The 26324-nt window shown below is 72.3% G+C and carries 24 protein-coding genes; 6 read left to right on the top strand and 18 right to left on the bottom strand.

Translation table 11 applies throughout. The annotated features are described in order from the left end of the window. Window positions 1-13: 13 nt before the first annotated feature. The 4 genes from ACIQZN_RS10075 to ACIQZN_RS10060 all read left to right on the top strand — a co-directional run bounded on the left by ACIQZN_RS10075 (window position 14) and on the right by ACIQZN_RS10060 (window position 5160). Complete coding sequence (locus ACIQZN_RS10075; RefSeq protein WP_403990175.1) at window positions 14-616, top strand: hypothetical protein; 603 nt, start codon at window positions 14-16, stop codon at window positions 614-616. A gap of 177 nt (window positions 617-793) precedes the next feature. Then, a complete protein-coding gene (locus ACIQZN_RS10070) occupies window positions 794-2242 on the top strand; it encodes a glycoside hydrolase family 76 protein (RefSeq protein ID WP_403990173.1) in 1449 nt (482 codons plus the stop codon). A 76-nt stretch (window positions 2243-2318) separates the two neighbouring features. Further along, on the top strand, window positions 2319-4652 hold the full coding sequence (locus ACIQZN_RS10065; RefSeq protein ID WP_403990171.1) for an excinuclease ABC subunit UvrA: 2334 nt from the start codon (window positions 2319-2321) through the stop codon (window positions 4650-4652). A gap of 4 nt (window positions 4653-4656) precedes the next feature. Next, window positions 4657-5160 (top strand): GNAT family N-acetyltransferase, encoded by a 504-nt coding sequence (locus ACIQZN_RS10060; RefSeq protein ID WP_403990169.1) that lies wholly within the window; start codon window positions 4657-4659, stop codon window positions 5158-5160. Between the two features lie 3 nt (window positions 5161-5163). Here ACIQZN_RS10060 and ACIQZN_RS10055 read toward each other — a convergent pair whose 3' ends face one another. The 5 genes from ACIQZN_RS10055 to ACIQZN_RS10035 all read right to left on the bottom strand — a co-directional run bounded on the left by ACIQZN_RS10055 (window position 5164) and on the right by ACIQZN_RS10035 (window position 11490). Further along, window positions 5164-6078, bottom strand: a complete 915-nt coding sequence (locus ACIQZN_RS10055; protein WP_403990167.1) for a class I SAM-dependent methyltransferase — start codon at window positions 6076-6078, stop codon at window positions 5164-5166. After that, window positions 6075-7187: an NAD(P)-dependent alcohol dehydrogenase gene (locus ACIQZN_RS10050; protein WP_403990165.1), complete on the bottom strand. Its 1113-nt coding sequence runs from the start codon at window positions 7185-7187 to the stop codon at window positions 6075-6077. Before ACIQZN_RS10050 ends, ACIQZN_RS10055 begins: the two co-directional genes overlap by 4 nt. Then, window positions 7184-8569 carry an aldehyde dehydrogenase family protein gene (locus ACIQZN_RS10045; RefSeq protein WP_403990163.1) on the bottom strand — a complete coding sequence of 462 codons (1386 nt, stop codon included), beginning with the start codon at window positions 8567-8569 and terminating at the stop codon, window positions 7184-7186. Before ACIQZN_RS10045 ends, ACIQZN_RS10050 begins: the two co-directional genes overlap by 4 nt. A gap of 8 nt (window positions 8570-8577) precedes the next feature. Continuing rightward, entirely contained in the window at window positions 8578-9333 is a 756-nt protein-coding gene (locus ACIQZN_RS10040) for a (5-formylfuran-3-yl)methyl phosphate synthase (protein WP_403990161.1), read from the bottom strand. A 255-nt stretch (window positions 9334-9588) separates the two neighbouring features. Beyond that, window positions 9589-11490, bottom strand: coding sequence for an RICIN domain-containing protein (locus tag ACIQZN_RS10035; protein ID WP_403990159.1), 1902 nt, complete (start codon window positions 11488-11490; stop codon window positions 9589-9591). Between the two features lie 317 nt (window positions 11491-11807). On the opposite strand from ACIQZN_RS10035, the gene ACIQZN_RS10030 reads away from it, so the two are divergent. Then, window positions 11808-12371, top strand: coding sequence for a TetR/AcrR family transcriptional regulator (locus ACIQZN_RS10030; RefSeq protein WP_403990854.1), 564 nt, complete (start codon window positions 11808-11810; stop codon window positions 12369-12371). A gap of 13 nt (window positions 12372-12384) precedes the next feature. Here ACIQZN_RS10030 and ACIQZN_RS10025 read toward each other — a convergent pair whose 3' ends face one another. The 11 genes from ACIQZN_RS10025 to ACIQZN_RS09975 all read right to left on the bottom strand — a co-directional run bounded on the left by ACIQZN_RS10025 (window position 12385) and on the right by ACIQZN_RS09975 (window position 23406). Continuing rightward, entirely contained in the window at window positions 12385-12834 is a 450-nt protein-coding gene (locus ACIQZN_RS10025) for a GNAT family N-acetyltransferase (RefSeq protein WP_403990157.1), read from the bottom strand. Window positions 12835-12912: 78 nt separating this feature from the next. Beyond that, window positions 12913-13101 (bottom strand): hypothetical protein, encoded by a 189-nt coding sequence (locus tag ACIQZN_RS10020; RefSeq protein ID WP_403990155.1) that lies wholly within the window; start codon window positions 13099-13101, stop codon window positions 12913-12915. 27 nt (window positions 13102-13128) lie between these two features. Continuing rightward, the gene (locus ACIQZN_RS10015) at window positions 13129-14520 is read right to left on the bottom strand and encodes a phosphomannomutase/phosphoglucomutase (RefSeq protein WP_403990153.1); all 1392 of its coding nucleotides are present in this window, start codon (window positions 14518-14520) and stop codon (window positions 13129-13131) included. Further along, window positions 14501-16108, bottom strand: coding sequence for a glycoside hydrolase family 13 protein (locus ACIQZN_RS10010; protein ID WP_403990151.1), 1608 nt, complete (start codon window positions 16106-16108; stop codon window positions 14501-14503). Before ACIQZN_RS10010 ends, ACIQZN_RS10015 begins: the two co-directional genes overlap by 20 nt. After that, window positions 16105-17325: a Gfo/Idh/MocA family protein gene (locus ACIQZN_RS10005; RefSeq protein ID WP_403990149.1), complete on the bottom strand. Its 1221-nt coding sequence runs from the start codon at window positions 17323-17325 to the stop codon at window positions 16105-16107. The genes ACIQZN_RS10010 and ACIQZN_RS10005 overlap by 4 nt, the downstream gene beginning before the upstream one ends. After that, window positions 17322-18401 (bottom strand): glycosidase, encoded by a 1080-nt coding sequence (locus ACIQZN_RS10000; protein WP_403990147.1) that lies wholly within the window; start codon window positions 18399-18401, stop codon window positions 17322-17324. Before ACIQZN_RS10000 ends, ACIQZN_RS10005 begins: the two co-directional genes overlap by 4 nt. A 5-nt stretch (window positions 18402-18406) precedes the next feature. Next, the gene (locus ACIQZN_RS09995) at window positions 18407-19264 is read right to left on the bottom strand and encodes a carbohydrate ABC transporter permease (protein WP_403990145.1); all 858 of its coding nucleotides are present in this window, start codon (window positions 19262-19264) and stop codon (window positions 18407-18409) included. A 1-nt stretch (window position 19265) separates the two neighbouring features. Further along, entirely contained in the window at window positions 19266-20204 is a 939-nt protein-coding gene (locus ACIQZN_RS09990; RefSeq protein ID WP_403990143.1) for a carbohydrate ABC transporter permease, read from the bottom strand. After that, window positions 20201-21493 carry an extracellular solute-binding protein gene (locus ACIQZN_RS09985; protein WP_403990141.1) on the bottom strand — a complete coding sequence of 431 codons (1293 nt, stop codon included), beginning with the start codon at window positions 21491-21493 and terminating at the stop codon, window positions 20201-20203. Before ACIQZN_RS09985 ends, ACIQZN_RS09990 begins: the two co-directional genes overlap by 4 nt. 88 nt (window positions 21494-21581) lie before the next feature. Further along, window positions 21582-22601 carry a LacI family DNA-binding transcriptional regulator gene (locus tag ACIQZN_RS09980; RefSeq protein ID WP_403990139.1) on the bottom strand — a complete coding sequence of 340 codons (1020 nt, stop codon included), beginning with the start codon at window positions 22599-22601 and terminating at the stop codon, window positions 21582-21584. A 124-nt stretch (window positions 22602-22725) separates the two neighbouring features. Then, the gene (locus ACIQZN_RS09975; RefSeq protein WP_403990137.1) at window positions 22726-23406 is read right to left on the bottom strand and encodes a ScbR family autoregulator-binding transcription factor; all 681 of its coding nucleotides are present in this window, start codon (window positions 23404-23406) and stop codon (window positions 22726-22728) included. A 388-nt stretch (window positions 23407-23794) separates the two neighbouring features. Here ACIQZN_RS09975 and ACIQZN_RS09970 point away from each other — a divergent pair, with 388 nt between their 5' ends. Beyond that, window positions 23795-24475 carry an HAD family hydrolase gene (locus ACIQZN_RS09970; RefSeq protein ID WP_403990135.1) on the top strand — a complete coding sequence of 227 codons (681 nt, stop codon included), beginning with the start codon at window positions 23795-23797 and terminating at the stop codon, window positions 24473-24475. A gap of 12 nt (window positions 24476-24487) precedes the next feature. On the opposite strand, the gene dhaL is transcribed toward ACIQZN_RS09970, so the two are convergent. Together dhaL and ACIQZN_RS09960 are read right to left on the bottom strand one after the other, a co-directional pair. Continuing rightward, a complete protein-coding gene (gene dhaL / locus ACIQZN_RS09965) occupies window positions 24488-25150 on the bottom strand; it encodes a dihydroxyacetone kinase subunit DhaL (protein WP_403990133.1) in 663 nt (220 codons plus the stop codon). 40 nt (window positions 25151-25190) lie between these two features. Further along, complete coding sequence (locus ACIQZN_RS09960; RefSeq protein WP_403990131.1) at window positions 25191-26189, bottom strand: dihydroxyacetone kinase subunit DhaK; 999 nt, start codon at window positions 26187-26189, stop codon at window positions 25191-25193. Between the last annotated feature and the right edge of the window lie 135 nt (window positions 26190-26324).

Here is a 26324-nt window from a genome sequence, read left to right as displayed (position 1 = left end):
AGGGGTATCGCTCATGGGGCTGACCTACAGCTACGACATCTACCTGCGCCCGCAGAACGTCGCCGGGGCGCTGACCGCGCTGACGGAGCTGGCGGCGCCGGACCTCGACGGGCCTCCGCTCCACGTCACGCTGCCCGGTGGCGACCGGATCGCCCTTCCCTTCACCTCGCAGTTCGGGAGCGGCCCGGTCGACTGCACCACGGGTGACGACCTCGAACTTGACACCTCCCTCATGTTCGGCCTGGACGACGCGGTACGCGCGTACGCCGACCGGCCCGGCTACCCATCGGAAACCGGCGGGCGGCTGGAGGTCGGCTACATCTACGCCACGGTCCGCTTCGCGTCCACCCACCACCCGGGCTACGCCTCCATGGAGTTCTGGGCGGCGACCTCGGCGATGAGCCGCCTCTTCGAACGCTCCGCCACGGTCCGGGAGACGTTCACCGGCCTCGCGGCGGACGCCGGGGGAGTGTGCTGCCTGTTCGACATCGGCGACGGCAGCCCCGGCGAAGTCTGCTGGCTCAACGGGGAGATGCTCCGGGCGCCGATCGGCGGCTCCCGCTTCCCGGACCTGGACACCCTGGTCGCGGCCTGGCCGGACCCCGGCGCCGGGTGACCGGCCGGGGCGCGGTGCGGGAAGCGGACCGGGACGTGGTCCGGGGCGAGGCCCGCAGCACGGCCGCCGCACGCGCCGTTGACGTGCCCATGGCGCTTCGCTAGCGTCGGAGAGCGTTCTCCTGCGCGTCGGCGGAGCGCCCTCCGACGCCCCCCCACACGTTCCGGGAGCCCCCTCATGAAGCCTGCACGTCCTCGGGCAGCCCTCGTCGGCGCTGTCCTGACAACGTTGTCCGCGCTCCTTGTGGGAGCCGTTCCCGCCGCCGCCGCGCCGGAGGCGGCGGTCTGCAACAAGTACTGCGACGCGCGGGACCCGGCGCTCAGTCCCCAGGACCGGATCCCCGTCACGGCCACCGTCGACTCCCGCACGATCTCCCTCCACTTCGACGACACCGACGCGATGGGCTGGGGCTCCCTCGACAACGGCGGGGCCGGCGACCACGTCTGGCTGGACCGGTCCATGGACGGCGGCAGGACCTGGGCGTCGGGCAGCCGGCTGGGCGACACCGCCGTGCCGTCCGGAGGCCGGGGCTGGCGCACCCAGATGTACAACGTGGACGACTGGAACACCCAGGGCGTCGGAGCCCTGCGCGCCTGCGGGCAGCCGGCGGGCGGCGGCGCCATCGCGTGCACCCCCTGGGCCCGCACCACCTGGAACGCGGGCAGCAGGAGCACCGCCGCCGCGACCGCCCTGATGATGTCGTACGACCGGGGCACCAAACTCTTCGGCGGCAACGGCTGGTGGACGGCGGCCAACGCGCTGACCGCCGTCATCGACAACATCCGGATCACCGGCATGGGCAGCTACCGGTACGCCATCGCGGACACGTACGAGAAGAACATCAACGCCCAGGGCGGCCGGTTCCGCAACGAATACCTGGACGACACCGGCTGGTGGGGCCTCGCCTGGATCGCCGCGTACGACCTGACGGGGGAGAGCCGCTACCTCGACACCGCACGGGCCGACGCGGACCACATGTTCGCCAACTGGAACGGCACCTGCGGCGGCGGGGTCCGGTGGAACACCGAAGGCAACTACAAGAACGCCATCACCAACGAACTCTTCCTCGGCCTCACGGCGGCCCTGCACAACCGCATCCCCGGCGACACCGTCTATCTGGACCGGGCGAAGAACGAATGGGACTGGTTCCAGCGCAGCGGCATGATCAACGGTGACCGCATGATCAACGACGGGCTCGACGGCAACTGCGCCAACAACGGCCAGCCCACCTGGACGTACAACCAGGGCGTCATCCTGGGCGCGCTCACCGAACTGCACCGCGCCACCGGCGACGCCGGACTCCTGACGACCGCGCGCGGCCTCGCCGACGCGTCCACCGTCCGGCTCCAGACCGACGGCGTCCTGCGCGAGCCCGGCGAGGGCGACGGCTGCACCGGGGACGGCCCCAGCTTCAAGGGCGCCTATGTGCGCGGCCTCGGCGCCCTCAACCGCACGCTCTCCGACCACCCGTACGCCGCACCCCTCACCCGCTGGGCCGACAGCGCCCACGACCGCGACCGCAACGCCCTCGACCAGTACGGCCCGCACTGGAACGGCGGCGGCGGGACCACCGACTACGGCTGCCAGCAGAGCGCGCTCGACCTGCTCAACGCCGCCACCGGCTGACTCCCGGGGCGCCCGGTACGCGAAATGCCGGGCGCCCTCACCCGTGAAGGAACACGCGGCTGAGTACGATCCCCTGATGAGCGATGCGCATGCGGCCGGGGTGATCCGCGTGGTCGGCGCGGCGACGAACAACCTCAAGGACGTCACCGTCGACGTGCCCAAGAAGGCGCTCACCGTCGTCACGGGGGTGTCCGGCTCGGGCAAGTCGTCGCTGGTGCTGGACACGATCGCGGCCGAGGCCCAGCGGCTGGTCAACGACGCCTACCCGACGTTCGTACGCAACCGGCTGCCGCAGCTGCCCGCCCCCGAGGTCCAGTCGATGGACGGGCTCACGTTCGCTGCGCTGATCGACCAGCGCCGCTTTACCGGCAACGCCCGCTCGGTCGTGGCGACCGCCTGCGACGTTGCACCGCTGATGCGGCTCGTGTTCTCCCGGATCGGCGAACCCTCCGCCGGCTACACGCCCGCGTACTCCTTCAACGACCCGACCGGGATGTGCCCGCGGTGCGAGGGCATCGGCACCGTGGTCGACATCGACCCCGGCGAACTCATCGACCCGGAGAAGTCCATCAACGAGGGGCCCGTCCGGTTCAGCCTGTTCCGGCGCGGCGGATACCGGTGGAAGCGGTTCGCGTACAGCGGTCTGTTCGACCGGGACAAGCCGCTGAAGGACTACACGGCCGAGGAGATGGACCTCTTCCTCCACGCCGAGCAGCTGAAACCGCCCCACCCCGACCCGGAGTTCCCGAAGACCGCCCGCTTCGACGGTGTCATCACCCGTATGCGCGACACGTTCGTCAAGAACCACCCGACGAAGGTCTCCGCCCAGGTCCGCGAGGAGCTGGACCGCATCACCACCCGCCACACCTGCCCGGAGTGCCACGGCACCCGGCTCAACGAGGCGGCCAGGACAAGCCTGATCGACGGCCGTTCCCTCGCGGACTGGTCGGCCCTGTCGGTCACCCGGCTGCGGGAACTGCTGGAGGACACACACGACCCGCGCGTCGAGCCCGCGCTCGACGGCATCCGCGCCACGCTCGACGCCCTCCGCTCCGTCGGCCTGGGCTACCTCTCCCTGGACCGGACCTCCTCCAGCCTCTCCGGAGGCGAGGCCCAGCGCGTGAAGATCGTCCGGCACCTGGGCAGCGCCCTCACCGACGTCACCTATGTGTTCGACGAGCCCTCGGTCGGCCTGCACCCTGTGGACGTCCACCTCCTCACCCATCTGCTGCTCCGGCTGCGGGACTCGGGCAACACCGTGCTGGTGGTCGAGCACCACCGGCAGATGATCGGCATCGCGGACCACGTCATCGACGTCGGCCCGGGCGCCGGGGCGGACGGCGGCCGGATCGAGTTCGAGGGCACGCCGGACGCGCTGCGCACGAGCGGGACCGTGACGGGGCGACTGCTCGGCACACCGCTTGAGGTCGCGACCACCGCCCGCCCCTGGCAGGGCTCCGTTGTCGTCCGGAAGGCCCGGGCCAACAACCTGACGGGCTTCGACGCCGAGATCCCGCTCGGCGTCCTCACCGCCGTCACCGGCGTCGCGGGCTCCGGCAAGAGCTCGCTCGCCACCCAGGAACTCCCGGCCCAGCAACCCGAGTTCACCGTCGTGGGCCAGGACCCGCTGCGCGGCGGGGTGCGGTCCACCTCGCTGTCCATCCTCGGCGTCGCCGACCACGTCCGGGGCGCGTTCGCCCGGGCATCGGACCTGGACCCGTCCTGGTTCAGCTTCAACTCCAAGGGCGCCTGCCCCGCCTGCCGGGGCAAGGGCCACCTCACCACCGAGCTGGCGTTCCTGGACGACGTCTCCACCCCGTGCGACGTCTGCGGGGGCCTGCGTTTCAACGACACCGCCCTAGCCGTCACGGTCCGCGGCAGCACCATCGCCGACGTGCTCTCCATGGCCGCACACGAACTCGCGGACCTGCTCCCCGACGACCCCGAGACCGTCGCGGCGATGTCCTGGCAGCAACGCGTCGGCCTCGGCTACATCGCCGTCGGCCAGTCCCTCGACACCCTCTCCGGCGGCGAGAAGCAGCGCCTCCTCCTGGCGCGCCACCTCAGCGGCGTGGACGACCTGGCCGGCGAGCGGATCGTCCTGGACGAGCCGACCACCGGACTGCACCCCAGCGACGTGGACCGGATCAACGTGCTCTTCGACGACCTCCTGGAGGCCGGTGCCACGCTCGTCGTGGTCGAGCACAACCTCCGCGTCGTCGCCCGCGCCGACCATGTCATCGACATCGGGCCCGGCGCCGGCACCGACGGCGGCCGGGTCGTCTTCACCGGCACCCCCGCCGCCCTCCTCGGCGACGACACCTCGCTGACCGGCCGCGCGCTCCGGCTCGCCTCCGCACCGGAGAGCCGGCCTCGCCGGAAGAAGGCCCGCGGCCGTACGGCAGAGTAGGGGCATGCCGACCTACACGACCATGCCGTACCACCTGGAGACCGAGCGGCTGATCCTGCGCCCCTGGGCCGAATCCGACGCCCCCGAGTTCAGCGAACTCCTCTCCGAACGCGGCGAGGAGAACTACACCGTGGAGCGCGCCCGCAAGGGCATCGCCGGTCTCCTCGCCGGCACGGAGGACACCGGCATCGCCCTCCTCCCCATCCAGCGCCGCGACGAGGGCGACTTCATCGGCTACTGCGGGCTGATCATCGGCCGCTCCACCCTGGAGGAACCCGAGATCGCCTACGAGCTCTTCCGGCATGCGCACAACCAGGGTTACGCCACCGAAGCAGCCCGCGCCGTGCTCGGCGCCGCCGCCGCGACCGGGCGGCGACGGCTCTGGTCGACCGTCCGGACGTGGAACGAGCCCTCGCTCCGCGTCCTGGAGAAGCTCGACTTCGTACGGGATCACATCTCCACGGACGAGGACGGCGAAATCGTCTGGCTCACGCGCGAGTTGCCGTAGGCACTACACCCGGCGCCGGTACGCGAACACCCAACGGTTCCCCTCCAGTGCGTCGTTGGGCTCCGGCAGCGGGCCGCGCCCGTGGCGGCGGGTGAACTCGAAGGGCGTGTGCGTCGACGCGGACCAGCCCCTCGCGGCCAGCCGGCCCGCCGAGTCGGGGCGCGGGCCCAGGTCGAAGAGGCCGAGCAGGTCGATACCGATCTGTTCCCGTGTCGCCGTGTAGATCGTGCTGTCCCGGTACGCCAGGAGGTCCGCCTCCAGCTTCGCCTCGAAGGCCAGGGCGCTCCCCTCGCTGGCCAACAGGTCCACGGTGTCCACGAGATACGTCTCGGCCGGGCCCGGCAGATAGAACAGCAACCCCTCCGCCAGCCAGATGCTCGGCGCCGACGGGTCGAAGCCCGAGGCGGTCAGCGCGGTGACCCAGTCGTCGCGCAAATCGACCGGGACCAGCACGCGTTTCACCTTCGGCGCGGCCGACAGCTCCGCAAGGACCTCGTGCTTGAAGGCCAGCACGCCCGCTCGGTCGACCTCGAAGAACACACAGTCCGACGGCCAGTCCAGCCGGAACGCCCGGGTGTCCAACCCGGCGCCCAGGAGCACCACTTGGCGGGCGCCCGTGAGCACCGACCGTACGACGAAGTCGTCCAGGACCCGGGTCCGCAGCCCGAAGTAGCGGGCGAACCGGCCCCACAACGCGTTCTCGTCCCCGTCCGGCACCTCCTCGATGCGCACGGGCCACTGGGCGCAGGCCGGCGCGGCCCGCACGAAGTGCTCGGCGTAGACGTCGCGGGCCAGGCTGTCAGGGCGGCGGGTCTCGATCGCCCGGGCGGCGGCGACCAGCAGGGCGGTCAGCCCCACACCCCCGTCCACGCCTTCCGCCACCAGGTCCTGGGGCGTCGTACCGCATGCCTCGTTCATCGGCTTCTTCCCTCCGGGATGAGGACGGGTTTGACCACCCGGCCCGCTTCGCAGTCGCGTTCGGCCTCGTTGATGTCGGCCAGGGGATAGGTACGGATCAGCTGGTCGAAGGGGAACCGCCCGGCCCGCCACAGCTCCGTCAGTACGGGGATCAGCAGCCCCGGCACCGCGTCCCCCTCGCAGATGTGGCGGACGCTCCGGCCCCGGTCCAGGGTCCCCGGCTCCAGCGACAGGGCGCTGTGCAGCCGCGCCACCAGGCCCAGCGTCCCGGTCGGGCGCAGCGACAGGAGCGCGTCGTTGATCAGCGCGGGCGACGCCGTCGTGTCCAGCGCGTACCGGGCACCGCCGTCCGTCAGCCGGCGCACGCGCTCCGGCAGCCCGGCCGCACCGGCGGACAGCGGGACGGCCCCGAACCGCTCGGCGAGCTCCAGCCGCCCCGGCAGCCGGTCCACCGCCACGACCGGCACCCCGGCCGCCCGCGCCGCCATGACCGCGGCGAGCCCCACCGCCCCGGCGCCGAGGACCACCAGCGTGTCGCCGGGCCCGGCGCGGAAGGTGTTCAGCACCGCCCCGGCCCCCGTGAGGAAGCCGCAGCCGAGCGGCCCGAGCAGTTCGACGGGCAGCGCGGGGTCGACGCGGACGGCGTTGCGGGCGGACACGAGCGCGTACTCGGCGAACGAGGACTGGCCGAACCACCGGGGTGCCAGCGCCTTCCCGTCCGCGTCGCCGAGCCGGGGCGGCTCCTGCGCCCGTCCTCCGAAGAGGTTGAGGGCGGCGAAGGAGTCGCAGTACGCGGGCGCCGCGCCCCGGCAGTTCCGGCAGTGTCCGCAGGAGTCGAAGCTCAGCACGACGTGGTCACCGACACCGATCTCCGTGTCCGGGCCGCCGCCGGCGCGGACGACGACTCCCGCCCCCTCGTGGCCGAGGACCGCCGGCAACGGGCTGCGGCCTGCCGACCGCCGTACCGCGAGATCCGTCCGGCACATTCCGGCGCCCGCGATCTCGACCAGGATCTCGCCCGGTGCCGGTTCCGTGTCGAGGACGACGTCCTCGACCGCGAAGGGCTCCTCGTACGAGCGCAGCACCGCCGCCCGGAATCTCGTCGTCATGTGCCCTCCGGGCGGTGGACGACGAACGGCCGCAGGTTCCCGTACAGCCCCCACGGCCCGCCCGCGACGCCGACCCCGCTGTCCTTGACCCCGGCGAACGGCTGGGCGAGGGACAGCTCGGCGTGATGGTTGATCCAGGCCGTGCCGCACTCCAGTCGGTCGGCCACCGCCTCCGCCCGGTCGGGATCCGTGCCCCAGACGGAGCCGCCCAGCCCGAAGCCCGTGCCGTTCGCCGCGTCGACCGCCTCGTCGACGCTCCGGTACGGCAGCACCGGCAGGACCGGCCCGAACTGCTCCTCCGTTACCACCGCGCTGTCGGGCGGCACATCGGTGAGGATCGTCGGGGCGAAGAAGTGGCCGGGCCCGTCCAGGCGGTGCCCGCCGGCCGCGGCCCGGGCACCGTCGGCCAGGGCCCGTCCGGTGAGCTCCGCGACCCGGGCCAGCTGCGCGGCGTTGTTGACCGGGCCGATGCGGGTGTCCGGGTCGAGGCCGTTGCCCACCGCGACGGACTTCGCCCGCTGGGCCAGCGCCTCGACCACCTCCGCGTGCAGCCGGGCGGGGACGTACACCCGCTTGACCGCCATGCAGACCTGCCCGCAGTTGCGGAACGCGGCCCAGAACAACCGGTCCGCGACCCCCTCGACATCGACGTCGTCCAGCAGGACGGCCGCGTCGTTCCCGCCCAGTTCCAGGGTGACCCGGGCGAGGGAGGCCGCCGCCCCCTCGGCGACCGCCCGCCCGGTCGGCACCGAACCGGTGAACGTGACATGCCGGATGCCCGGATGCGAGGCGAGGCGCGCCCCGAGGGGTTCGCGCCCGGTGACGACGGTCAGCACGTCCTCGGGCAGGACGGCCGCCAGCACGGACCCCAGCAGCCGGGTGGCCAGCGGGGTGTACGGGGACGGTTTGAGGACCATGGTGTTGCCCGCCGCGAGCGCGGGCGCGAACTTCGCCGCCGCCAGTTGCAGCGGGAAGTTCCACGGCACGATAGCCGCGACCGGCCCGACGGGACGCCAGCGGACCTCGCTGCGCACGGGCCGCCCGTCGCTGAGCCGCCGCGTCCTGGGGGCCAGGTCCGCGAAGTACCGCAGCCGGGCCGCCGTGCGGGCGACCTCGGCGTACGACTCGGCCAGCGGCTTGCCCTGCTCCCGGGTGAGCAGCCGCGCCAGGTCGTCACCGGCCGCCTCCACGGCATCGGCCGCGCCGAGCAGCGCCCGCGTCCGGGCGGCGGGATCGGCCCGCCACTCGGACCAGGCCCGGTGGGTCCGGCCGATCACCGCGTCCAGCTCGTCCGGCCGCATGTCGGGGGCCTCGCCACAGGTCTCCCCGGTGGCCGGGTCGGTTACAAAGATCCCGCGCCCGGCCCCTTCGAAGGTCCGCATTCCGGCGGTCAGCCCGCGAGGGTGACGCCGGCCGCGAACTCCCGGGCGTGCCGGTCCATCTCCGCCCGGAACGCGGCCACCAGATGCGGCTGAATCCTTCCGGCATTGCGGTCACCGCCCTCGCAGACCGCCCCGCGCACCCCCACGATGTCCGTGCCGATACGGGTCAGCGTGGCGAGGTCCGCCTGCTTCACGCTGCCCGCGAGGGCCGCGAGCAGCCCGGAGGCGTGGGCGAGACCGACGAACTCGGCGCAGACGTCCGGCGGTACGTGGTCGAACAGCCGCGAGCCGTCCTTGATCGCCGTGTCGAGCATCGCCGCGTCCGCGCCGGACCGGGCCGCGCTGTCGGGCAGGGCGAGCGGATTCACGCATCCGACGCGGTGGGCGTCGGCATAGCCGGAGGCGACGACCAGCGCCTCGGGGCGGTAGTCCTTCACCGCCCGCACGACCGCCCGCATCACCTCGATCCCCTGGTCGGGCGTCGTGCACCCGTAGAGCCCGACCTTGATGTACGTGGCACCCGAGACGACGGCCCCCAGCGCCGCCTGGGCCACCGTGCCGGGCTTGTACGGAACGTCGCCCACGGTCGCGGACACCGGCTTACCGGCCGGGACCGCCTCCCGGATCTCCCTGATCACCCAGGGGAAGTTGGCGCCGAGCGACCCCTCGTCGGGCTTCTTCACATCGACGATGTCCAGATACTCCGCCGCCTTCGCGCAGTCGACGGCTTCCTCGACGCTGTCCGGAGAGATGAGAAGCAACACCTCGGGCTCCTTCCGCCGCAGGGGTGCGGATCACCAGGTTGACCTGCGGTGCGCTCATCATTTCCGCCGCTCACGGGCCCCGGTAGAGCGCGCGGGCCCCCCTGGGAGCACAGCGCCCACGCGCAATGCGCCGCACGCCCCGGCGCAGAGGAGCACCGTGGGATCATGCGGGGACCAGCAGTGACCTGGAAGTGACGGCGTAAGCACGAGGCCCCCGCGAGCGGACCGCTCGCGGGGGCACACGGACGAGGGTGCTCAGCTCTCCAGGGAGAACGTCTGCGCCGCCGATCCGTCGCACGGCTGCTGCGAGAGGTGCGCCCCGTTGGCGGTGGACCCACCGTCCACGGCCAGGCACTTGCCGCTGTTGCGGGCGACGATGCGGTAGCGGCCGGCCGCGCCGGACGGCTCCGCCCGCCACTGCTGGTTGGTGCCGCCCACGTACGACCACAGGTGCACCCGGGTGCCGGAGGCGGTCGCGCCGGGTCCGCCGTCGACGTCCCACACCTTGCTGTTGTGCCGGTTGACGACCTGGTAGGTGCCGTCACCGGCGGACCGGAACTGCCAGGTCTGGTTGGCGCCGGTGGTGCAGCTCCACTGCTGGAGCGCGGTCCCGTCGGCGGTGCCCCAGTCGGCGGCGTCCAGGCAGGCACCGCTGCCGGCGTTCTTCACCCGGTACCAGGCGGACGAGTCGATGGAGCCCGTGGGCGGCTCCGTGGTGCCGCCGTCGGTGCCGCTCCACACGAAGGTGGCGACCGCGCCCACGGGCAGCGTGTAGACGAGCGACCTGCCGTTGTCGGTCAGCGAGAACTTCTGCGCGCTCGTGGCCGAGTTGACGACGTACGCGGCACGGGTGCCGTCCGCGTTCTGGAAGGCGACGTTCTCCACGCCGCCGTTGCCCTGGCTGGTCGAGCCGATGCGGGTGGCGCCGGGCTTGACGAACTTGGAGAGCTGACCCAGCACGTAGTACTCGGCGTTACGCGTCACGTTGCCGTTCGCGATCTCCACGACGCCGTTGCAGCGGTCCGAGCAACCGCCCTGGTGCGGGCCGCCGTTCTGGTCCAGGGCCAGGTTCCAGTCGATGACCGTCTCGCCGCCGTTGCGCATGTTCTGCACGACGAGGTTCTCGGCGTGCCACTTGAGGGTGTCGGCGAACGTGGTGGACCGGTCGGCGCTCTCCGTACCGGAGCACTCGGTGAAGAACACCCGCTTCCCGGCGTTGACCACCTGCTGCTGGGCGGACGGGTCACCGCCGTAGCAGTGGAACGCGGCGCCGATCACCCGGCTCATGCCCGGGGTCCCGTTGAACACCTCCAACGGGTAGTTGGGGTGGTCCCAGTTGTGGTCGAAGGCCAGCAGGTTCGTCGGCAGGTTCGCCGCCGTCAGCGTACGGTCGAGCACCTTGAAGAAGTCCGCCTGCTGCGACGACGACATGGTCATCGACGGGTAACTCGCGGCGAACTCCGGCTCGTTCTGCACGGTGAGGTCGGTCAGCGTGATGCCCTGCTGCCCGTACGCCTTGATCGCCTTGACCAGGTAGTCGGCGTACGCCTGGTAGCTGTCCGTCTTGAGGCTGCCGCCGTTCAGCGCGTTGTTGGTCTTCATCCAGGCGGGCGGCGACCAGGGGGTGCCCATGAAGCGGATGGCCGGGTTGACCGAGGTGGCCTGCTTCAGGACCGGGATGATCTCGCCCTTGTCCCGGTCGATGGAGAAGGAGCCGCGGGTGTCCTCGTACGTGTAGAGGCTGTTGTCGGCGTTGAAGTCGCTGCTGCCGAGCGGCTGGCGCAGATAGCTGAGCCCGATGCCGTCGCCGGCGGACGAGAACAGCGAGCTCATCAGCGCGTTCCGCTTGTCCTGCGGCAGGCCCTGGATGAGGTGGGCCGAGGCCCCGGTGACCGAGGCGCCCGCCCCGGTGAACTTCTGGCCCTTGCTGTTGGCGTCGACGCGGATGTCGACGCTCTGCGGCGAGCCCGTGAACGCGACGGAGCCCTCCGCGGACAGCCTCTTCGCGCCGTCGGGGGTGGTGACCCATACCTGAGCCGTGGGGTCGGCGGCCTGCGCGGCCGTACCGCTGCCGGCCAGGCCGACGGCCGCGACGGCCATCGCCAGGGCCGCGCCTGCGGCGCGCGCCCGGGGGCGCGGGGGAGTGTCGTGGGACATGTGCGGCTCTCCTTCGGTCATGCCTGGGGGAGGACATGGCGCGTCCCTCGGACACCGCGGCGGGCCGCGGTTCCGTGGACGACGGCGATATGAAAGCACACCCACTAAGTGGTTAGTAAGTAGTCGTACGCGCATTGGTGCGGGCGGCTTCCGCACCCCCGCCGCCCCCAGGTCAGCGGCCCGGACGCCCCCGTTGACCCCTGTTACGGCCGGTCTAAGCTGTGCCGGTGAGCAACCAGTCAGCAGGCACATCCGGCCGGTCGGCCAAGCCCCGCACGCCCAGGAGCCCGGAAGCCCAGCAGCGGCAGCGGGACATCCTGCACATCGCGATGGACACCTTCGCCGCCCGTGGCTACAACAACGCCTCGCTCGCCGAGATCGCCGACCGGGTCGGCCTCACCCAGGCCGGTGTCCTGCACTACTTCCGCTCCAAGGCGCTCCTGCTCACCAGCGTCCTCGAACTGCGCGACCAGTCGGACATCCAGCAGCTCGGCCCGGACCGCCCGCAGGGCCTGGCGTTCCTGCGCCACCTGGTCGACACGGCGACCCGCAACGCCGAACGCGAGGGCATCGTCCGCCTGTACGCCGTCCTGTCGGCGGAGTCCGTCACGGACGACCACCCGGCGCAGGAGTACTTCCGGGACCGCTACGACGGGCTGCGGGGTCTCGTCGCCGACGCCCTCCGCGAGGCGTGCGGCCTCCCCGACGACGGGACGGAGAAGGTGGAGCACGCGGCCGACGCGATCATCGCGGTGATGGACGGCCTCCAGGTCCAGTGGCTGCTGGCCCCCGGCGCCGTGGACATGGCCGCCTCGACGGACCTGGTGGTCAACGCCCTGCTCAGGACGCTGGCCCCGGACCGCTTCGGCGCGGAGAGCTGAACGGCCTCACGGGTCACGCCTCGCGCGCGAGGTAGCGCCGGAACCCCTGGGCGCGCGGCTCGAAGCCGCACGACTCGTAGAACGTGTGGACGTACGCGTCGTCGGCGGCGAGGAGTTGCACCTTGTAGCAGCCGGCCTCCTCCGCGAGGCCCACCACCGCGTCCAGCAGGCGCCGCCCGACGCCCCGGCGGCGGCCGGCCCCGGCGACCACGACGTTCTCCACGAAGAGGATCCCCCGGCCGCCCCGGGTCAGGTTCGGCATGACGATGCTGTCGGCCGTCCCGACGAGGGCCCCGTCGGCCTCGGCGACGAGAACGGTGCGCCCCTGCTGTGCCGCGATGCGCTCCCACCCGGCCCGGGCCGCCTCCGGGGACAGGGCCGCGTCGTCGGGGTTCAGCTCGCGGTAGAGCGCGAGCAGCGCGGGAAGGTCCTGCTCGGCGGCGGTTCGTACGGTGATCTTCACACCGGTAAGCCTAGGGGGCTCCTGCGTTCCGGTGATCTTCCTGCCGAAGACGGCACCGAGTGGGGGCACCCGTGGTCCTCAGGGCTTCAGTGCGTCGTAGGCCCCGTCCCGGAACGTGAAGACCGTCGGCCGGGTCTCGTCCTCCTCGCCGTACCCCTGCGGTGGCTCCTCGGACAGGCCGAGGTGCCACCGCAGGGCGTCCAGCACCGGGGCCGGGGTGTCCTCGCGGAGGGAGCAGGTGAAGACGACTTCGTAGTGCAGGCTCATGGGCCGCATGGTGCCCGGCGGTGTCCGTCAGGCTTCGCGCACCGTCGCCAGCACCTCGTCCCGGACCCGGCGCATCAACTCCTCCGTGCGGGCCTCCACGTTGAGCCGCAGCAGCGGTTCGGTGTTGGACGGGCGCAGGTTGAACCACCAGTCCGTGCCGCCGACGGTGAGCCCGTCCAGGGTGTCCGCCGTGACGCCCGGGCGGGACTCCCACGCCGTGCGGACCGCCGCCGTACGGGCGGCCTGGTCGGTGACCGTGGAGTTGATCTCGCCCGACGCGGCGTACCGCTCGAAGCGGCTGGTCAGCGCGGACAGCGGGCCGTCCTGGCCGCCGAGCGCGGCGAGGACGTGGAGCGCGGCCAGCATGCCCGTATCCGCGTTCCAGAAGTCGCGGAAGTAGTAGTGCGCGGAGTGCTCGCCCCCGAACACCGCCCCGGTACGGGCCATTTCGGCCTTGATGAACGAGTGGCCGACCCGGGTACGGACCGGCGTGCCGCCCGCCTCACGGATCAGCTCGGGCACCGCGCGCGAGGTGATGAGGTTGTGGATGACGGCCGCCCCGGGGTGCCGCGCCAACTCGCGCGAGGCGACCAGGGCCGTGACCGCCGACGGTGAGACCGGGTCGCCGTTCTCGTCCACCACGAAGCAGCGGTCCGCGTCCCCGTCGAAGGCGAGCCCGAGATCGGCGCCCTCGGCGCGCACCCGGGACTGGAGGTCCACGATGTTCGCCGGCTCCAGCGGATTGGCCTCGTGGTTCGGGAACGTACCGTCCAGCTCGAAGTACATCGGCACCACCGTCAGCGGCAGCCCCGCGAGCACCGTCGGGACCGTGTGGCCGCCCATGCCGTTGCCCGCGTCCACCACCACCTTCAGCGGGCGGATCGCGGACAGGTCCACCAGGGAATGCAGATACGCCGCGTACTCCGCCAGGGTGTCCTGCCCGGTGACGGCACCCGCGCGGGCGGCCGGAGCCGGTGCCCCGTGGTCCGTCCACCGCTCGACCAGGGCACGGATCTCCCCGAGACCGGTGTCCTGGCCGACCGGCTCCGCACCGGCCCGGCACAGCTTGATGCCGTTGTAGCGGGCCGGGTTGTGCGAGGCGGTGAACATCGCACCGGCGAGCCCCAGCGAGCCCGACGCGTAGTACAGCTGGTCCGTCGAGCAGAGCCCGATCTCCGTGACGTCGGCACCCTGCGCCGTGGCGCCGCGCGCGAACGCCCGGGCCAGACCGGGGGAGGAGGGCCGCATGTCATGCCCCGTCACGATCGCGTCCGCACCGGTGACCCGGACGAACGCGGCACCGAACAGCTCCGCCGTCGCCTCGTCCCACTGGTCCGGCACCACACCGCGTACGTCGTACGCCTTGACGAGCCCCGACAGGTCGGTCCGGGGCGTCGGGTCAGTCACGGGCGTCGTCATCGGTGTCTCCATGGGCGGTACGGGAAGAGGGCGGGGCGAGGAACCACACGGCGGTGTCGGGCGGCAGCGTGTCCCCGTCGAGCGGCCCACTGCTGAGCAGCGGGCGCCCGGGCGTACGTACGGGCTCGGCGCCCAGATTGACCGCGCACACCAACTCCCCGCGCCGGAACGCCAGGACGGGCGCGCCCGGCTCCGAGAGCCAGACGGGCGGCGCCGCCGGGTCCGGGGCGGGGTGGGCGCGGCGCAGCCGGAGCGCCGCCCGGTACAGGGCGAGCGTCGAGCCGGGGTCCGTCTCCTGCGCGGCGACGGTGAGACCGGCCCAGCCATCGGGCTGCGGCAGCCAGGTCGCCCCGGCGTCCGCCGTGGTGAAGCCGTACGGCGCCCGCGCACCGGACCACGGCATCGGCACCCGCGCCCCGTCGCGCCCCCGCTCGGTTCGGCCGGACCGCTCCCACAACGGGTCGCGGATGCGGTCGACGGGCACCTCGGCCTGGGGCAGGCCCAGCTCCTCGCCCTGGTAGAGGTACGCGGAGCCCGGCAGCGCCAGCATCAGCAGAGCGGCGGCGCGGGCCCGGGCCGGGGAACCGTACCGGGTGACCGGGCGCACCGCGTCATGGCTGGAGAGCAGCCAGGTGACGGCCGCACCCGGCACACCGAACGAGTCGTCGATGACCCGGCGCAGCTCCGCCGGGTCCCAAGCCGCCTCCAGGAAAGCGAAGTTGAACGCCTGGTGCATCTCATCGGGCCGGATGTAGCGGGCCAGCCGCGCCGGGTCGAAGACGGCCGACTCCGCGACCATCACCCGGTCGTGCGGCGCCACCGCCCCCGGCGGCGCCGGATGGGTGTCGAGCAGCGCCCGCCACTCGCGGTACAGCGGGTGCAGCTCCTCCTGGTCGTAGTACGGCATCAGGTGGTTCCGCAGTGGGTCGGCGTGCTGCCCGGGCCCCGCGTCCGGCAGGCCCTCCGCCTTGAACAGGGCGTGCGCCACGTCCACCCGGAAGCCGTCCACACCCCGGTCGAGCCAGTACCGCAGGACCTCCATGAAGGCGTCCCGCACCTTCGGGTTGCGCCAGTTCAGGTCGGGCTGTTCGGGCGCGTGCAGATGGCAGTACCACTCGCCGTCCGCGACCCGCGTCCAGGCGGGCCCGCCGAACGCCGACTGCCAGTCGTTAGGCGGCAGTTCGCCGGCCTCGCCCCGGCCCGCCCGGAACAGGTACATCTCCCGCTCCGCCGATCCCGGGCCGGCCGCGAGCGCGTCCGTGAACCACGGGTGGCGGTCCGACGTGTGGTTCGGGACGAGGTCCACGATCAGCTTGAGGCCCAGCTCATGGGCGCGGGCGGTCAGCCGTCCGGCGTCCGCGTCCGTCCCCAGATCCGGGGCGACGCCCGTGTAGTCGGAGATGTCGTAGCCGCCGTCGGCCAGCGGGGACGGGTAGAAGGGGGTGCACCACACGGCGTCCGCGCCCAGGTCCCGGATGTGCTCCAGGCGCGCGGTCAGGCCCGCCAGGTCCCCTGTCCCGTCCCCGTCCGAGTCCGCGAAGGACCGGGGGTACACCTCGTAGCAGACCATGTCCTGCCACCAGCTCATGCGGGGACTCCTTCGGAGAGGGCCGGGCCGGGGGACAGGACGTGCTGCTCGGCGCCGGTCGCGGCGGCGACCGTGGCCGCCTCGGCGACCGCGACCGCCGCGAACCCGCTGACCGGGCCGGCCGCCGGGGGCTCGCCCGTACGGGCCGCCCGCACCAGATCGGCCATCGCGGCGCGCACGCTCTGCGCGTACACGTACGGCTTGCGCGGCTCGCCGCCCAGGTCGAGCACGGCGGTCACGCGGTGCGGCACGGTGCGCTCCTCGCCCCGGCCGCGGGCCGGTGCGGCGGACCCGGCGTTCCGCTCCACGCGCACGGTGATCCGCTCGCCGCCGCCGGGCCGGAACCCCTCGACGGCCAGCAGGTCGTCCCGCAGCTCCGGCAGCTCCTCCCAGGCACGGGCCCCTTCCTCGTCCACCCACGCAGTGATCTCCGCGTGCACGGGGATCCAGCCGCTGATCCGGGTCTCAGCGAACCCGTGGTCCAGGCGCATCAGCTGCCGCTCGGCGCGATGGGCGTGCGTGAAGGAGTGCAGGTGCGAGGCGAGCACGCCCCCGGGGTGCACCACATCGGCGCTGACCATGTCGACCGGGCCGCCGGGGCGGCCGACCGCGGTGGCCCGCACGCTCAGCGGATCGGTGCCGAGGAGGGCCCGGGCGGCGTCGAAGAAGTGGACGCCGTGCTCGATGAAGATCCCGCCGCTGTGCGCCGGGTCCCAGAACCAGTGGCCGGGGCCCAGGTCCTCGTCGGACGCGTCGTTCTCGAACAGGAACCGGCGCGGCGGCGCGAGGAGCCCCCGCCCGGTCAGCCGCTCCACTGCCCGCAGCAGCGGGTTGTAGCGCAGCACATGGTCGACGACCAGGGCACGCCCGGCGCGCCGCGCCTCGTGGACGACCGCCGATGCGTCCTCGGTCGTGGTCGCGAGAGGCTTCTCGCAGAAGACGTGGCGCCCCGCGCGCAGCGCGGCCGTGGCCATCGCGGCGTGGGTCGCGGGCGGGGTGGCGATCAGCACGGCCGCCACGTCGTCCCGCTGAAGGAGCTCGTCCAGCGAACCCAGCGCCGGAACGCCGTGCCGCTCACCGAGCAGCCGGGCCCGCTCCGGCAAGGGGTCGGCGACCGCCGCGAGCCGCAGCCCGGGCAGTCCGGCGATCGCGTCCAGGACGAACTCCGCGAACCCGCCGCAGCCGGCCAGGCCGATACCGAGGGCGCCGTCCGTCATGCCGTGCGCTCCAGGAGGGCCACGCCGATGTGCGCGTCGGCCATGCCGTAGAACACGTACAGCTCGCCGTCGATCTCCTCGATCGCCGTGGGGAAGACGACGTTCGGGACGGTGCCCGAGCGCTCCTCCTCGGTCTCCGGCGCCATCAGCGGCTCGTCCGAGCGGGCGAGGACGCGGGACGGGTCGGCGGGGTCGAGGATCATCGCGCCGGCCGCGTACGACACGTCCTGGTTCTGCGCCCACGGGTCCTCGATGGTGCCCGACACACCGTGGTGGATGAGCAGCCAGCCCTCGGGCACCCGGATCGGGGCGGGGCCGCCGCCGATCTTCAGGGACTCCCAGGGGTACTCGGACAGGGCCAGCAGCCTGTGGTCGCGCGGCCGGGTCAGCGCGGTGATGTCGGCCTCCACCTCGGCGGCCGGGACATAGCTGATCCAGATGCCGGGGCGCTCGTCGGTGACACCGGCGGGCAGGTGGACGCCCTCACCCGGGCGGAACCAGCCCAGGTCCCACATCGGGCGGTGCAGCATCGCGTACGCCATCTCGCCGTCCGGGCCCGGGACGGGCTCGGGGAAGTGGACGACGTCCTTGTTCGGGAAGAGGTTGAGGTCGGTGTCCAGATCCGGCTGGTAGGCGAACTGGATCGGGCCGAGACGGGTCCAGTCGGTGAGGTTCTCGGACACGGCGAGCGCCGGCTTCGGGCCGAGCGGGCCGTAGGCCACGTAGCTCATGACGTGCTTGCCGAGCGACGGGATCCAGGTGACGCGCGGGTCCTCGACCCCGGCGTTGTTCTTGCCGCGCTCCCAGCCCTCGTCGGGGGAGAGGACGGTGCCGCGGCGCTCGATGCCGTTCGGGACGCCCGCCCCGTCGAAGGTGACCTCGGCGAGGCCGACGCGGGAGACGTTGCCCTCGGCGACCAGGCGCGGCAGCAGGTGCAGCGTGCCGTCCGGGGTGCGGCCGGAGGCGGGGTTCAGGACGCCCTCGACCTCGTTCGCCTCACCGGCCAGCGGGGACATGACCACACCCTTGCGCACCATGCGGTAGGGGATGCGGGTGGCGGTGGTGGTGTTGCTCATGGCGATTAGCCCTTTACTCCGGAGTCGATGTCGGTAGAGGTGAAGTGGCGCTGGAACAGGAGGAACAGGACCACCGCGGGGAGGGCCAGCACACAGGCGCCGGCCAGCAGGGCACCGGCCGGGTTGGCCACCGTGCCCTGAAGGTTGGAGAGGAAGCTCGCGAGCGAGACGGCCAGCGGCTGCATGTCCGCGTTCTTGGTGACGAGGAACGGCCACAGGAACTCGTTCCACGGACCGATGAACGTCAGCAGCAGCGCGGTCAGCACGGCCGGGCGGGCCATCGGCAGCGCGATCCGCCACAGGATGCGCAGCTCGCTCGCACCGTCGATGCGGGCCGCCTCGAAGAGGGACTGCGGCATCTGCGCGAAGAACTGGCGGAACAGGAACACCGCCGTCGAGTTGATCGCGAACGGCAGGATCATGCCCAGGTAGTTGTCGCCGAGCCCGTAGTCGCGGACGACGAGTACGTACAGCGGCAGCGTCAGCAGCTGGAACGGGACCATCTGTACGAGCAGGAGGGCCGCGAAGACCGCCCCCTTGCCCCGGAAGCGCAGCTGCGCCAGCGCGTACCCGGCGAGCACGCCGAACACCAGCGTGCAGATCAGCACCCCGATGGTCATGATCCCCGAGTTGAGCAGGGACCGGCCCAGCGAGATCGCGCTGTTGACCGCCGCGTAGTTGTCGCCGGTCAGCCCCGAGGGGACCGCGGCCGACAGGTCACCGACGGTCTGCCCGCGCAGCGAGCCGACGATCATGTAGTAGAAGGGGAACAGGAAGGCGACGGCGCCCAGCGACAGCAGCACGTAGCGGATGGCGCTGCCCGTGGCGAAGCGGCGGGCGGGCCTGCGGGTGGTGGCGCTCATGTCAGTCGCCCCTCTCGGTGAGCTTGCGGGCGGCGATCGACACGACCATCACGAAGGCGACGAGAACGACGCCCAGAGCGGCCGCGAAGTCGGGATGCCCCTGTTCGATGCCCTTCTGGTACATCAGCAGGACGGGCGAGGTGGAGGAGTGGTCGGGGCCACCGCCGCCGGTCAGCAGATACGGCTCGCTGAACAGGTTGGCGCCGGTGATGATCGCGTAGATCACGACGAGCGTCGTCGCCGGCCGGACACCCGGCACGGTCACCGAGAAGAACTGCCGCACCTTGCCCGCGCCGTCCATGGCGGACGCCTCGTACAGCTCCTTGCCGACGTTCTGGAGCGAGGCCAGATACAGCATCACGAAGAAGCCGAGCTGCTTCCAGGTCACGAAGACGGCGATCATCGGCATCGCGAGATGCGAGTTGACCAGCCACGACGGGTCCGGGGCGTGCGAGCCGAGCAGGTGGTTGACGAACCCGTCCGAGCCGAAGAGGAACTGCCATACGGCGACCAGGGCCACGCTCGCCGTCACATACGGCACGTAGAACGCGGCGCGGAAGAACCCACGCCCCCGGATCTTCGAGTTCAGCGCCGCCGCGAGCACCAGTGAGACGCCCACCGTCAGCGGCACGTTGATGACGAGGAAGATCAGGATGTTGAGGAACGCCTGCCCGACGACCGGGTCCGTGAACACGTCCCGGTAGTTCGACAGACCCACCCACGGCGAGTCGATGTCCGTGCCCGGCGCGGTGAAGTAGAAGCGGTGGAAGGAGATCCACACCGTGTAGACCAGCGGGACCGCGAAGACCACCACGATGAACAGCACGTACGGCGACACGAACAGCGCGCCGGCCCGCGACAGACCCCGCCGTGCCTTGCCGCGCGGGGCGGGTGCACTCGTGCGTACGGCGCCGGGCGCCGCGTCCAGGTTCACGCTCATGACGGGTCCCCGTACTCGTTCAGCAGGTCGGTGATCTCGGACGACGCCTTGCGCAGTCCCGCGTCCGTGGACTCGCGGCCGAACACGACCGACTTCGTCCACTCGTCGCGGAACGCCTGCCAGATGTCGATGGAGCCCGGCACGTTGGGCACCTCGACGACGCGCTCCGCCTGGTCGGCGAACGCCTTGTACGTCGGGTTCTTCGCGAAGTAGCCGGGATACTTCGCCGTCAGGTCCTCGCGCATCGGCATCTGGCCGGTGGCGTCCAGGAACTTCCCGTCCTGGGCGGCGGAGGTCGCGAACTTCAGCACGTCCCAGGCGGTGCCCCGGTTCTTGCAGGCGCTGAACATCGCCGCGGACTTCTCGTCACTGAACGAGTGCTTGCCGCTCCCGCCGTCGGACGTCGGCACCGGTGCCACACCGATGTCCACGTTGTCCTTGTACGCGGCCACGGCCCACGCACCCACAGTCGCCATGGCGGTCTTGCCGTCGTTGACCGGATCCCCCGGGTACTGCTCCTGGGGCGCCAGCTTCTCCGCGTACAGGGTGCGCCAGAACGACGCGACCTGCCGGCCCGCCGCCGAGTCGAACTGCGGCTTGCCGTCCTCGATCAGCTGCTTTCCGCCGCTCTGCGCGGCGAACGCCGGATAGAAGTCGTACCAGGGCTGGAAGAAGTCACTGCTCGGCGAGGGCCATATCGCGGCCTTCGCGGCGCCGCTGTGCACGAGCGTCCGCGAGGTTTCGAGGAATTCCTTGTACGTGGCCAGCTTCGGGTGCTCGGGATCGAGACCTGCCTTCGCGAACAGCTTCTTGTTGTAGAGGATCATGACCGGATTGCTCTTCCACGGCAGCTGGTAGAACTTGCCGTCGGTGGAGCGGTACTGGTCGGTGAGGGAGCCGCCGCGTCCGGCGATGTACTTCTCGCCGTCCGGGAAGTCACTGAGGGAGACGAGGCCGTTCTGCTTCTGGAACGTCGGCACCGCCGCCGGGGAGGTGTTGAAGGCGAGACAGGCCGTCGTCCCCGCGATGATCGAGGCGCTGATGGCCTCCTCGGAGGTCTTGCCGGCCGGGATCTGCTGCGCGGTGACGTGCTGGTCGGGATGGGCCTTGTTCCACGCGGCGACCATCGCCCTGCCCCACTGCACCTCCTGCGCGTTGTTGGAAAGCCAGACCGTGATCGGGCCGCGCGCCGTGGCGGCGGTGGCCGGATCGGGAGCCGACCGGCCGCAGGCCGTCGCCGTGCCCGCGAGAGCGAGCACGAGCAGCGCGTACGCCGTTCTCCTCAGCATGATTGATCTCCGAACTGTTCACGCGGCCTCGTCGCCGCGCGGAATTCCCGGTCGGCGCGAGCACGACCGGTCGATTGCCCCCGTTACGTCACCGGCGGGGCGCCGGCCCCATCGACGCCCGGGGCACGAACTGCGCCGGGGGCAGCCGCACATGGTCGGCGGCTCCCTCGGCGACGACCGCGTCGAGCGCGCGGGCCGCCGCCTCGCCCCAGCCCCGGGCGTCCGCCCGCGCGGAGGCGAGCGGCGGATAGCTGTACCGCGTCAGGGGCGCGTCGTCGTAGCCGACCAGCGACAACTGGTCGGGCACTCGGACACCCAGCTCCTGGGCGACCGAGAGCCCGGCCATCGCGGCCAGGTCGTTGCCGTAGACGATCGCGGTCGGCGGTTCGGCCGAGGCCAGCAGCTGCCTGGTCGCCTGCGCGCCGCCCTCGGGTGTGAACCCGCCGGGCAGCACAGGGGCTTCGGGCAGGCCGAGCGCGTGCAGGGTCTGCTCCCACGCGGTCCGGCGCCGGTGGGCGTGCAGCAGCTCCTGCGGCCCCTCGACGTGGGCGATGCGCCGGTGGCCCAGCTCCGCGAGGTGGCGGACGGCGGCCGTGTACGCCGGTTCGTCGTCCAGGCTCACCGCCGTCAGACCGTCGCCCCACTCGGGCTGGCCGACCACGACGGCCGGCAGACCGAGCTCCCGCAGCAGCGCGGGGCGCGGATCGTCGCGGCGCAGGTCGGTGAGGAGGACCCCGTCCACCTGCTGCTCCGAGGCGAGGCGCCGGTAGACGCTCTGCTCGTGGTCCGGGGCGGTGATGTGGATCATCAACCCGTCGCCGCGCTGCCCGATCACCGCCTCGACCCCGGCGATGAACGCCGGGAAGAAGGGGTCGGCCCCGACCTGCTCCGCGTCGCGGGCGAGGACGAGTCCGAAGGCGCCGGCCTTGCCGAGCGAGAGGGCCCGGGCCTGACGGCTGGGGGTCCAGCCGAGCTCCCGGCTCGCCGCGAGGATCCGCAGCTTCGTCTCCTCGGCGACACCGGGCCGGTCGTTCAGAGCGAAGGAGACCGTGGCGCGTGAAACACCGGCCCGCCGAGCGACATCCGCGATGGTGGGCTTGCGTGCCATGTGCCTGGACTTCCTTGCCCGTGGGCCGAAGACGAGTGTCTTCAAACCGGTTTGACTGCTCGAACGAGGACAACCAAACCGGTTTGGAAGGAGGGCGTCAAGAGTCCTGAGCCTGTGATGCCCGTCACCGGGGAGAGGGGGAGGCGGCCGTCCGGCCGGCCCGCGAGCCGTCCGCCTGTGCGGGGATCCGGGCGCGGGCCCGGGCGAGCAGGGCCGCCGGGTCGGGCTCCGCCTGGAGCGAGGCGAGGGCCAGCCGCCACCACTGATCGAGCCGCTCCGTCCAGTCCCATTTGCCCGGCATCTCGTCGGTCAGGGTGCAGTGCCCGTAGAACCCGCACACCAGCGCCACGGCCGCCGCCGACGGCTCGACCCCGTCCGCGAGTTCGCCCCGCGACTTGGCCTGGGCGAGGAGCCGGGCGCAGGCCAGCGCCCAGGAGCCGAACGGCGTCGGCACGGGCGCCCCGATGGTCCGGCGCTCCGCCCACAGTCGCGCGCCGGCCCGCGCCACGACGTCCTCGCTGAGGGACTGGGCGACGCGGAAGCTGAGCGCGACCAGCTTCTCCAGCGGGGGGATGCCGGGTGCGGCGTAGGTGGCCGCGAGCTGCGGCCAGCTGGCGAACTGCTCCCGCACGACGGCGAGCGCGAGTTTTTCCTTGCTGGAGTAATGGAAGTAGATCGCGCCGCTGGTCTTTCCTGAGTGGTCACTTATGTCATTGACACTCGTGCCCACATATCCCCGTTCTACGAATAGATGTGCCGCCGATTCCAACAGCACTCTGCGGGTAGCGCGCGCCCTGTCCTGCACTTGTTCCACCTTCGCTCATACGTTCTGGCGCCGCGACATAAAAGGCCGTCACGCTCCTTGCGGGGGGCGCAGTCGCATCGCGCGACGATCCTATTATTCATCGCCCGAGCCGCGCAGCCGTGCGGTGCTTCTTCGGGTATTCCGGTGCACTCGAATTGGTGATTGCGGAATTCTGGGCAGCCGAAATAACGTAACGGTCATGATGTTTCGGACGGGCTGACCCTCGGGGTCGCGAGTCCGTCGCGGCGCCCAGCGGAATCGACCTGGCCGCCGCGCCCACGGAGCGACGCCCGCGTCCGATTCCTCCCTTCCACAGGTGTGCCATCCGGCACATGTCTGCGCCCTTGTACCTCACCGGTTCGGCGCAGCCTCCGAGAACGGCGGTTACATGACAGCTCATCGCATCCTTTCCTGGTCCCCGTCCGCCCTGGTCTTCGACTGCGACGGCACCCTGATGGATACGGAAAGGCACTGGCAGGAGGCCCGCACCATCACCTTCCGGCTCTTCGGGCTCACCCCGCCCGCGGGGTTCGCCGACCGGGCGAAGGGCGTGCACTACATCGAGTGCGGCGCCCTGATGGCCCGGGAGACGGGAAAGCCTGACCTGGCCGGCGACTTCGCCGACACCCTCCTGAGCACCTTCACCGCGCTGGTCGAGGAGGACCCGGTCACCATGCCGGGCGCCGCCTCGCTGGTCCGGCTGGCCGCCCGCCACCGCCCCCTCGCGGTGGCCAGCAACTGCCCCCGGGCCACGGTGGAGTCATGCCTCGACCGGGCCGGGCTCCTCGGCTGCTTCCAGCATGTCGTGGTCGCCGGCGAGAAGGTACGGCCGAAGCCCGAGCCGGACGTGTACCGGGCGGCCGCCCGCCTCTGCGGCGTACCGCCGGAGGAGGCCCTGGCCGTGGAGGACTCGCTGACCGGCATGGAGTCGGCGCGCCGGGCCGGCCTCCGGGTGATCGGCATCGGGACGCGCCCGCCGGACCCGGACGGCGAGCAGGCCGACCTGTGGGTGACGAGCCTGGCCGACCCCGAGCTCCTCAGCTGGGCCCGCAGCCGCCTCGGCCCCTGACCGGCGGGCGGGTCAGCCGCCGGCGAGGTGGGGCGCCAGCCGCCGCACCGTGCCCGCCGCGGACGCGAAGAACAGCGCCATGCCCACGGCCCCCGGGTCCGGGACGCCGGTGGCCCGCTCGCCCAGGTAGCTCGCCCGCCCCATGCGCGCCGCCTGGGACGCGGTCTCCCGCACCCCCCGCCACGCTTCGTCCGCGGCGGCGGCCAGGGCGTCGGCGGGCGGTGCGTCCCCGGCCGCCCGCAGCGCCTCGGCGGCCGGGGCCAGCGCGTCGACCAGCGTCTTGTCACCGGGCGCCGCGTCCCCGACGCGGCGGATCGCGGCCAGGCCCTCGGCGGCGCCTTCGGCGAGCGCGCCCGTCGTCAGCCCGGGACCGGAGCCGGCGGCCCGGCCCATCGCCTGGAACAGCAGCCCGAACAGCGGACCGCTGGTCCCGCCGACCTCGTCCAGGAAGGCGGTGGCCAGGGCGCCGAGGTGCTCACCGGGCCCGGCCGACGCCGCCAGCCGGTCGAGCAGCGGTCCGGCGGCCCGGACCCCGGCGGCGAGGTTGGCGCCGAAGTCGCCGTCGCCCGCCCGCTGGTCGAGCTCGGTCAGCTCGGCCTCCGTCGCGTGGACTGAGTCCGCGAAGTGCTCCGCCCACTCGCGGGTCCGTGCACCGTCCAGAGCGTCGCTCGTCATGGGCCCTCCTCGTACCTTGGTCCCGCAGGGGGCTGACCGGTCACCACCGCAGTGCCGGGGTGTGCACGGGTGCGTCGTAGAAATCCAGGGCGGTCCGGCCGGCGGCCATGAGCGTGAGCGAGAACCCCCGCATGTCCAGCGCCGTCACGTACTCGCCCACGAGGTGGCGCGCGAGCCGCACCCCTCGGGCGTCGAGCACCCGCCCCAGCTCGCCGAACACCGCGTACAGCTCCAGCGAGGTGACCGAGCCCAGCCCGTTGACGAGGGCGACTACGGACTCCTCGGGCCCGGGCCGCAACGCGTCCAGCAGCGCCCCCGTCATCTCCTCCACCAACGCGCCCACGGTGTCCTGTTCCCGGGTGCGGGCGGCGCGTTCCCCGTGGATCCCCACGCCGTACTCCAGCTCACCGGGCGGCAGTTCGAACGCCGGCTCTCCGGTGGCCGGCGCGTGGTGCGCGGCCGAGGCGACGGCGAGCGTACGGCACCGGCCCGCGAGGCCCGTACCCAGCTCCACCAGCTCGTCGAGCCCCATGCCCGTGTCGGCGGCGGCGCCCAGGACCTTCTCCAGCAGCACCGTGGCGCCCGTGCCGCGCCGTCCGGCGGCGATGTCCTCCGAGTCGGTGGCCAGGTCGTCGTCCACGAGGACCCGCGCACAGGCGATCCCCGTGTCGGCGAGGCGCTCGGCCGCGATGCCGAAGTTGATCCGGTCGCCCGTGTAGTTCTTCACGATGTGCAGCACGCCGTCCGGCCCCGCCACCGCGCGGGAGGCCCGGAAGATCTGCCGGTTGTGCGGCGAGGCGAACACCCTCCCCGGACAGGCGGCATCGAGCATGCCCGCCCCGACGAACCCCGCGTGCAGCGGCTCGTGCCCGGACCCGCCCCCCGACAACAGCCCCACCCGCCGCGTGGGCGCGGTGTGCCGCGCGGTGACGAATCCGTCCGCCGCGTCGTACCGCACCAGATCCGCATGCGCACGGGCGAAGCCGGACAACGCGTCGGCCACAAGTTCACCGGCGCCGTTCTCGAAGTACCTGGCCATGAGCCGCACCCATCCCGTCCCTGGCGGTGAGGCCGTACGAGCCGACCCGGACGATAATCCCATGGTGCGGGTAACGGTCCGCATGCGGCAACTCGCACAGCGTGGCAGGGGGCGGGTGGTGCGGGCGATGTCCCT

Origin of the sequence: Streptomyces sp. NPDC097595 (genome assembly GCF_044761525.1) — a bacterium.
Lineage (GTDB): Bacteria > Actinomycetota > Actinomycetes > Streptomycetales > Streptomycetaceae > Streptomyces > Streptomyces drozdowiczii_A.
Note: the sequence above shows the minus strand (reverse complement) of the source record. Positions and strands in the feature narration are given on the sequence as shown.

Coding starts and splice junctions, on each gene's coding strand:
- ACIQZN_RS10005 (WP_403990149.1), bottom strand. CDS start 17,325: ATGACGGACGGCGCCCTCGGTATCGGCCTGGCCGGCTGCGGCGGGTTC.
- ACIQZN_RS10015 (WP_403990153.1), bottom strand. CDS start 14,520: ATGACGACGCCCGTGACTGACCCGACGCCCCGGACCGACCTGTCGGGG.
- ACIQZN_RS10055 (WP_403990167.1), bottom strand. CDS start 6,078: ATGAACGAGGCATGCGGTACGACGCCCCAGGACCTGGTGGCGGAAGGC.
- ACIQZN_RS09980 (WP_403990139.1), bottom strand. CDS start 22,601: ATGGCACGCAAGCCCACCATCGCGGATGTCGCTCGGCGGGCCGGTGTT.
- ACIQZN_RS10050 (WP_403990165.1), bottom strand. CDS start 7,187: ATGACGACGAGATTCCGGGCGGCGGTGCTGCGCTCGTACGAGGAGCCC.
- ACIQZN_RS10070 (WP_403990173.1), top strand. CDS start 794: ATGAAGCCTGCACGTCCTCGGGCAGCCCTCGTCGGCGCTGTCCTGACA.
- ACIQZN_RS10020 (WP_403990155.1), bottom strand. CDS start 13,101: ATGAGCCTGCACTACGAAGTCGTCTTCACCTGCTCCCTCCGCGAGGAC.
- ACIQZN_RS09985 (WP_403990141.1), bottom strand. CDS start 21,493: ATGCTGAGGAGAACGGCGTACGCGCTGCTCGTGCTCGCTCTCGCGGGC.
- ACIQZN_RS09960 (WP_403990131.1), bottom strand. CDS start 26,189: ATGGCCAGGTACTTCGAGAACGGCGCCGGTGAACTTGTGGCCGACGCG.
- ACIQZN_RS10035 (WP_403990159.1), bottom strand. CDS start 11,490: ATGTCCCACGACACTCCCCCGCGCCCCCGGGCGCGCGCCGCAGGCGCG.
- ACIQZN_RS09970 (WP_403990135.1), top strand. CDS start 23,795: ATGACAGCTCATCGCATCCTTTCCTGGTCCCCGTCCGCCCTGGTCTTC.
- ACIQZN_RS09990 (WP_403990143.1), bottom strand. CDS start 20,204: ATGAGCGTGAACCTGGACGCGGCGCCCGGCGCCGTACGCACGAGTGCA.
- dhaL (WP_403990133.1), bottom strand. CDS start 25,150: ATGACGAGCGACGCTCTGGACGGTGCACGGACCCGCGAGTGGGCGGAG.
- ACIQZN_RS10045 (WP_403990163.1), bottom strand. CDS start 8,569: ATGCGGACCTTCGAAGGGGCCGGGCGCGGGATCTTTGTAACCGACCCG.
- ACIQZN_RS10065 (WP_403990171.1), top strand. CDS start 2,319: ATGAGCGATGCGCATGCGGCCGGGGTGATCCGCGTGGTCGGCGCGGCG.
- ACIQZN_RS10010 (WP_403990151.1), bottom strand. CDS start 16,108: ATGAGCTGGTGGCAGGACATGGTCTGCTACGAGGTGTACCCCCGGTCC.
- ACIQZN_RS10075 (WP_403990175.1), top strand. CDS start 14: ATGGGGCTGACCTACAGCTACGACATCTACCTGCGCCCGCAGAACGTC.
- ACIQZN_RS10060 (WP_403990169.1), top strand. CDS start 4,657: ATGCCGACCTACACGACCATGCCGTACCACCTGGAGACCGAGCGGCTG.
- ACIQZN_RS09995 (WP_403990145.1), bottom strand. CDS start 19,264: ATGAGCGCCACCACCCGCAGGCCCGCCCGCCGCTTCGCCACGGGCAGC.
- ACIQZN_RS10000 (WP_403990147.1), bottom strand. CDS start 18,401: ATGAGCAACACCACCACCGCCACCCGCATCCCCTACCGCATGGTGCGC.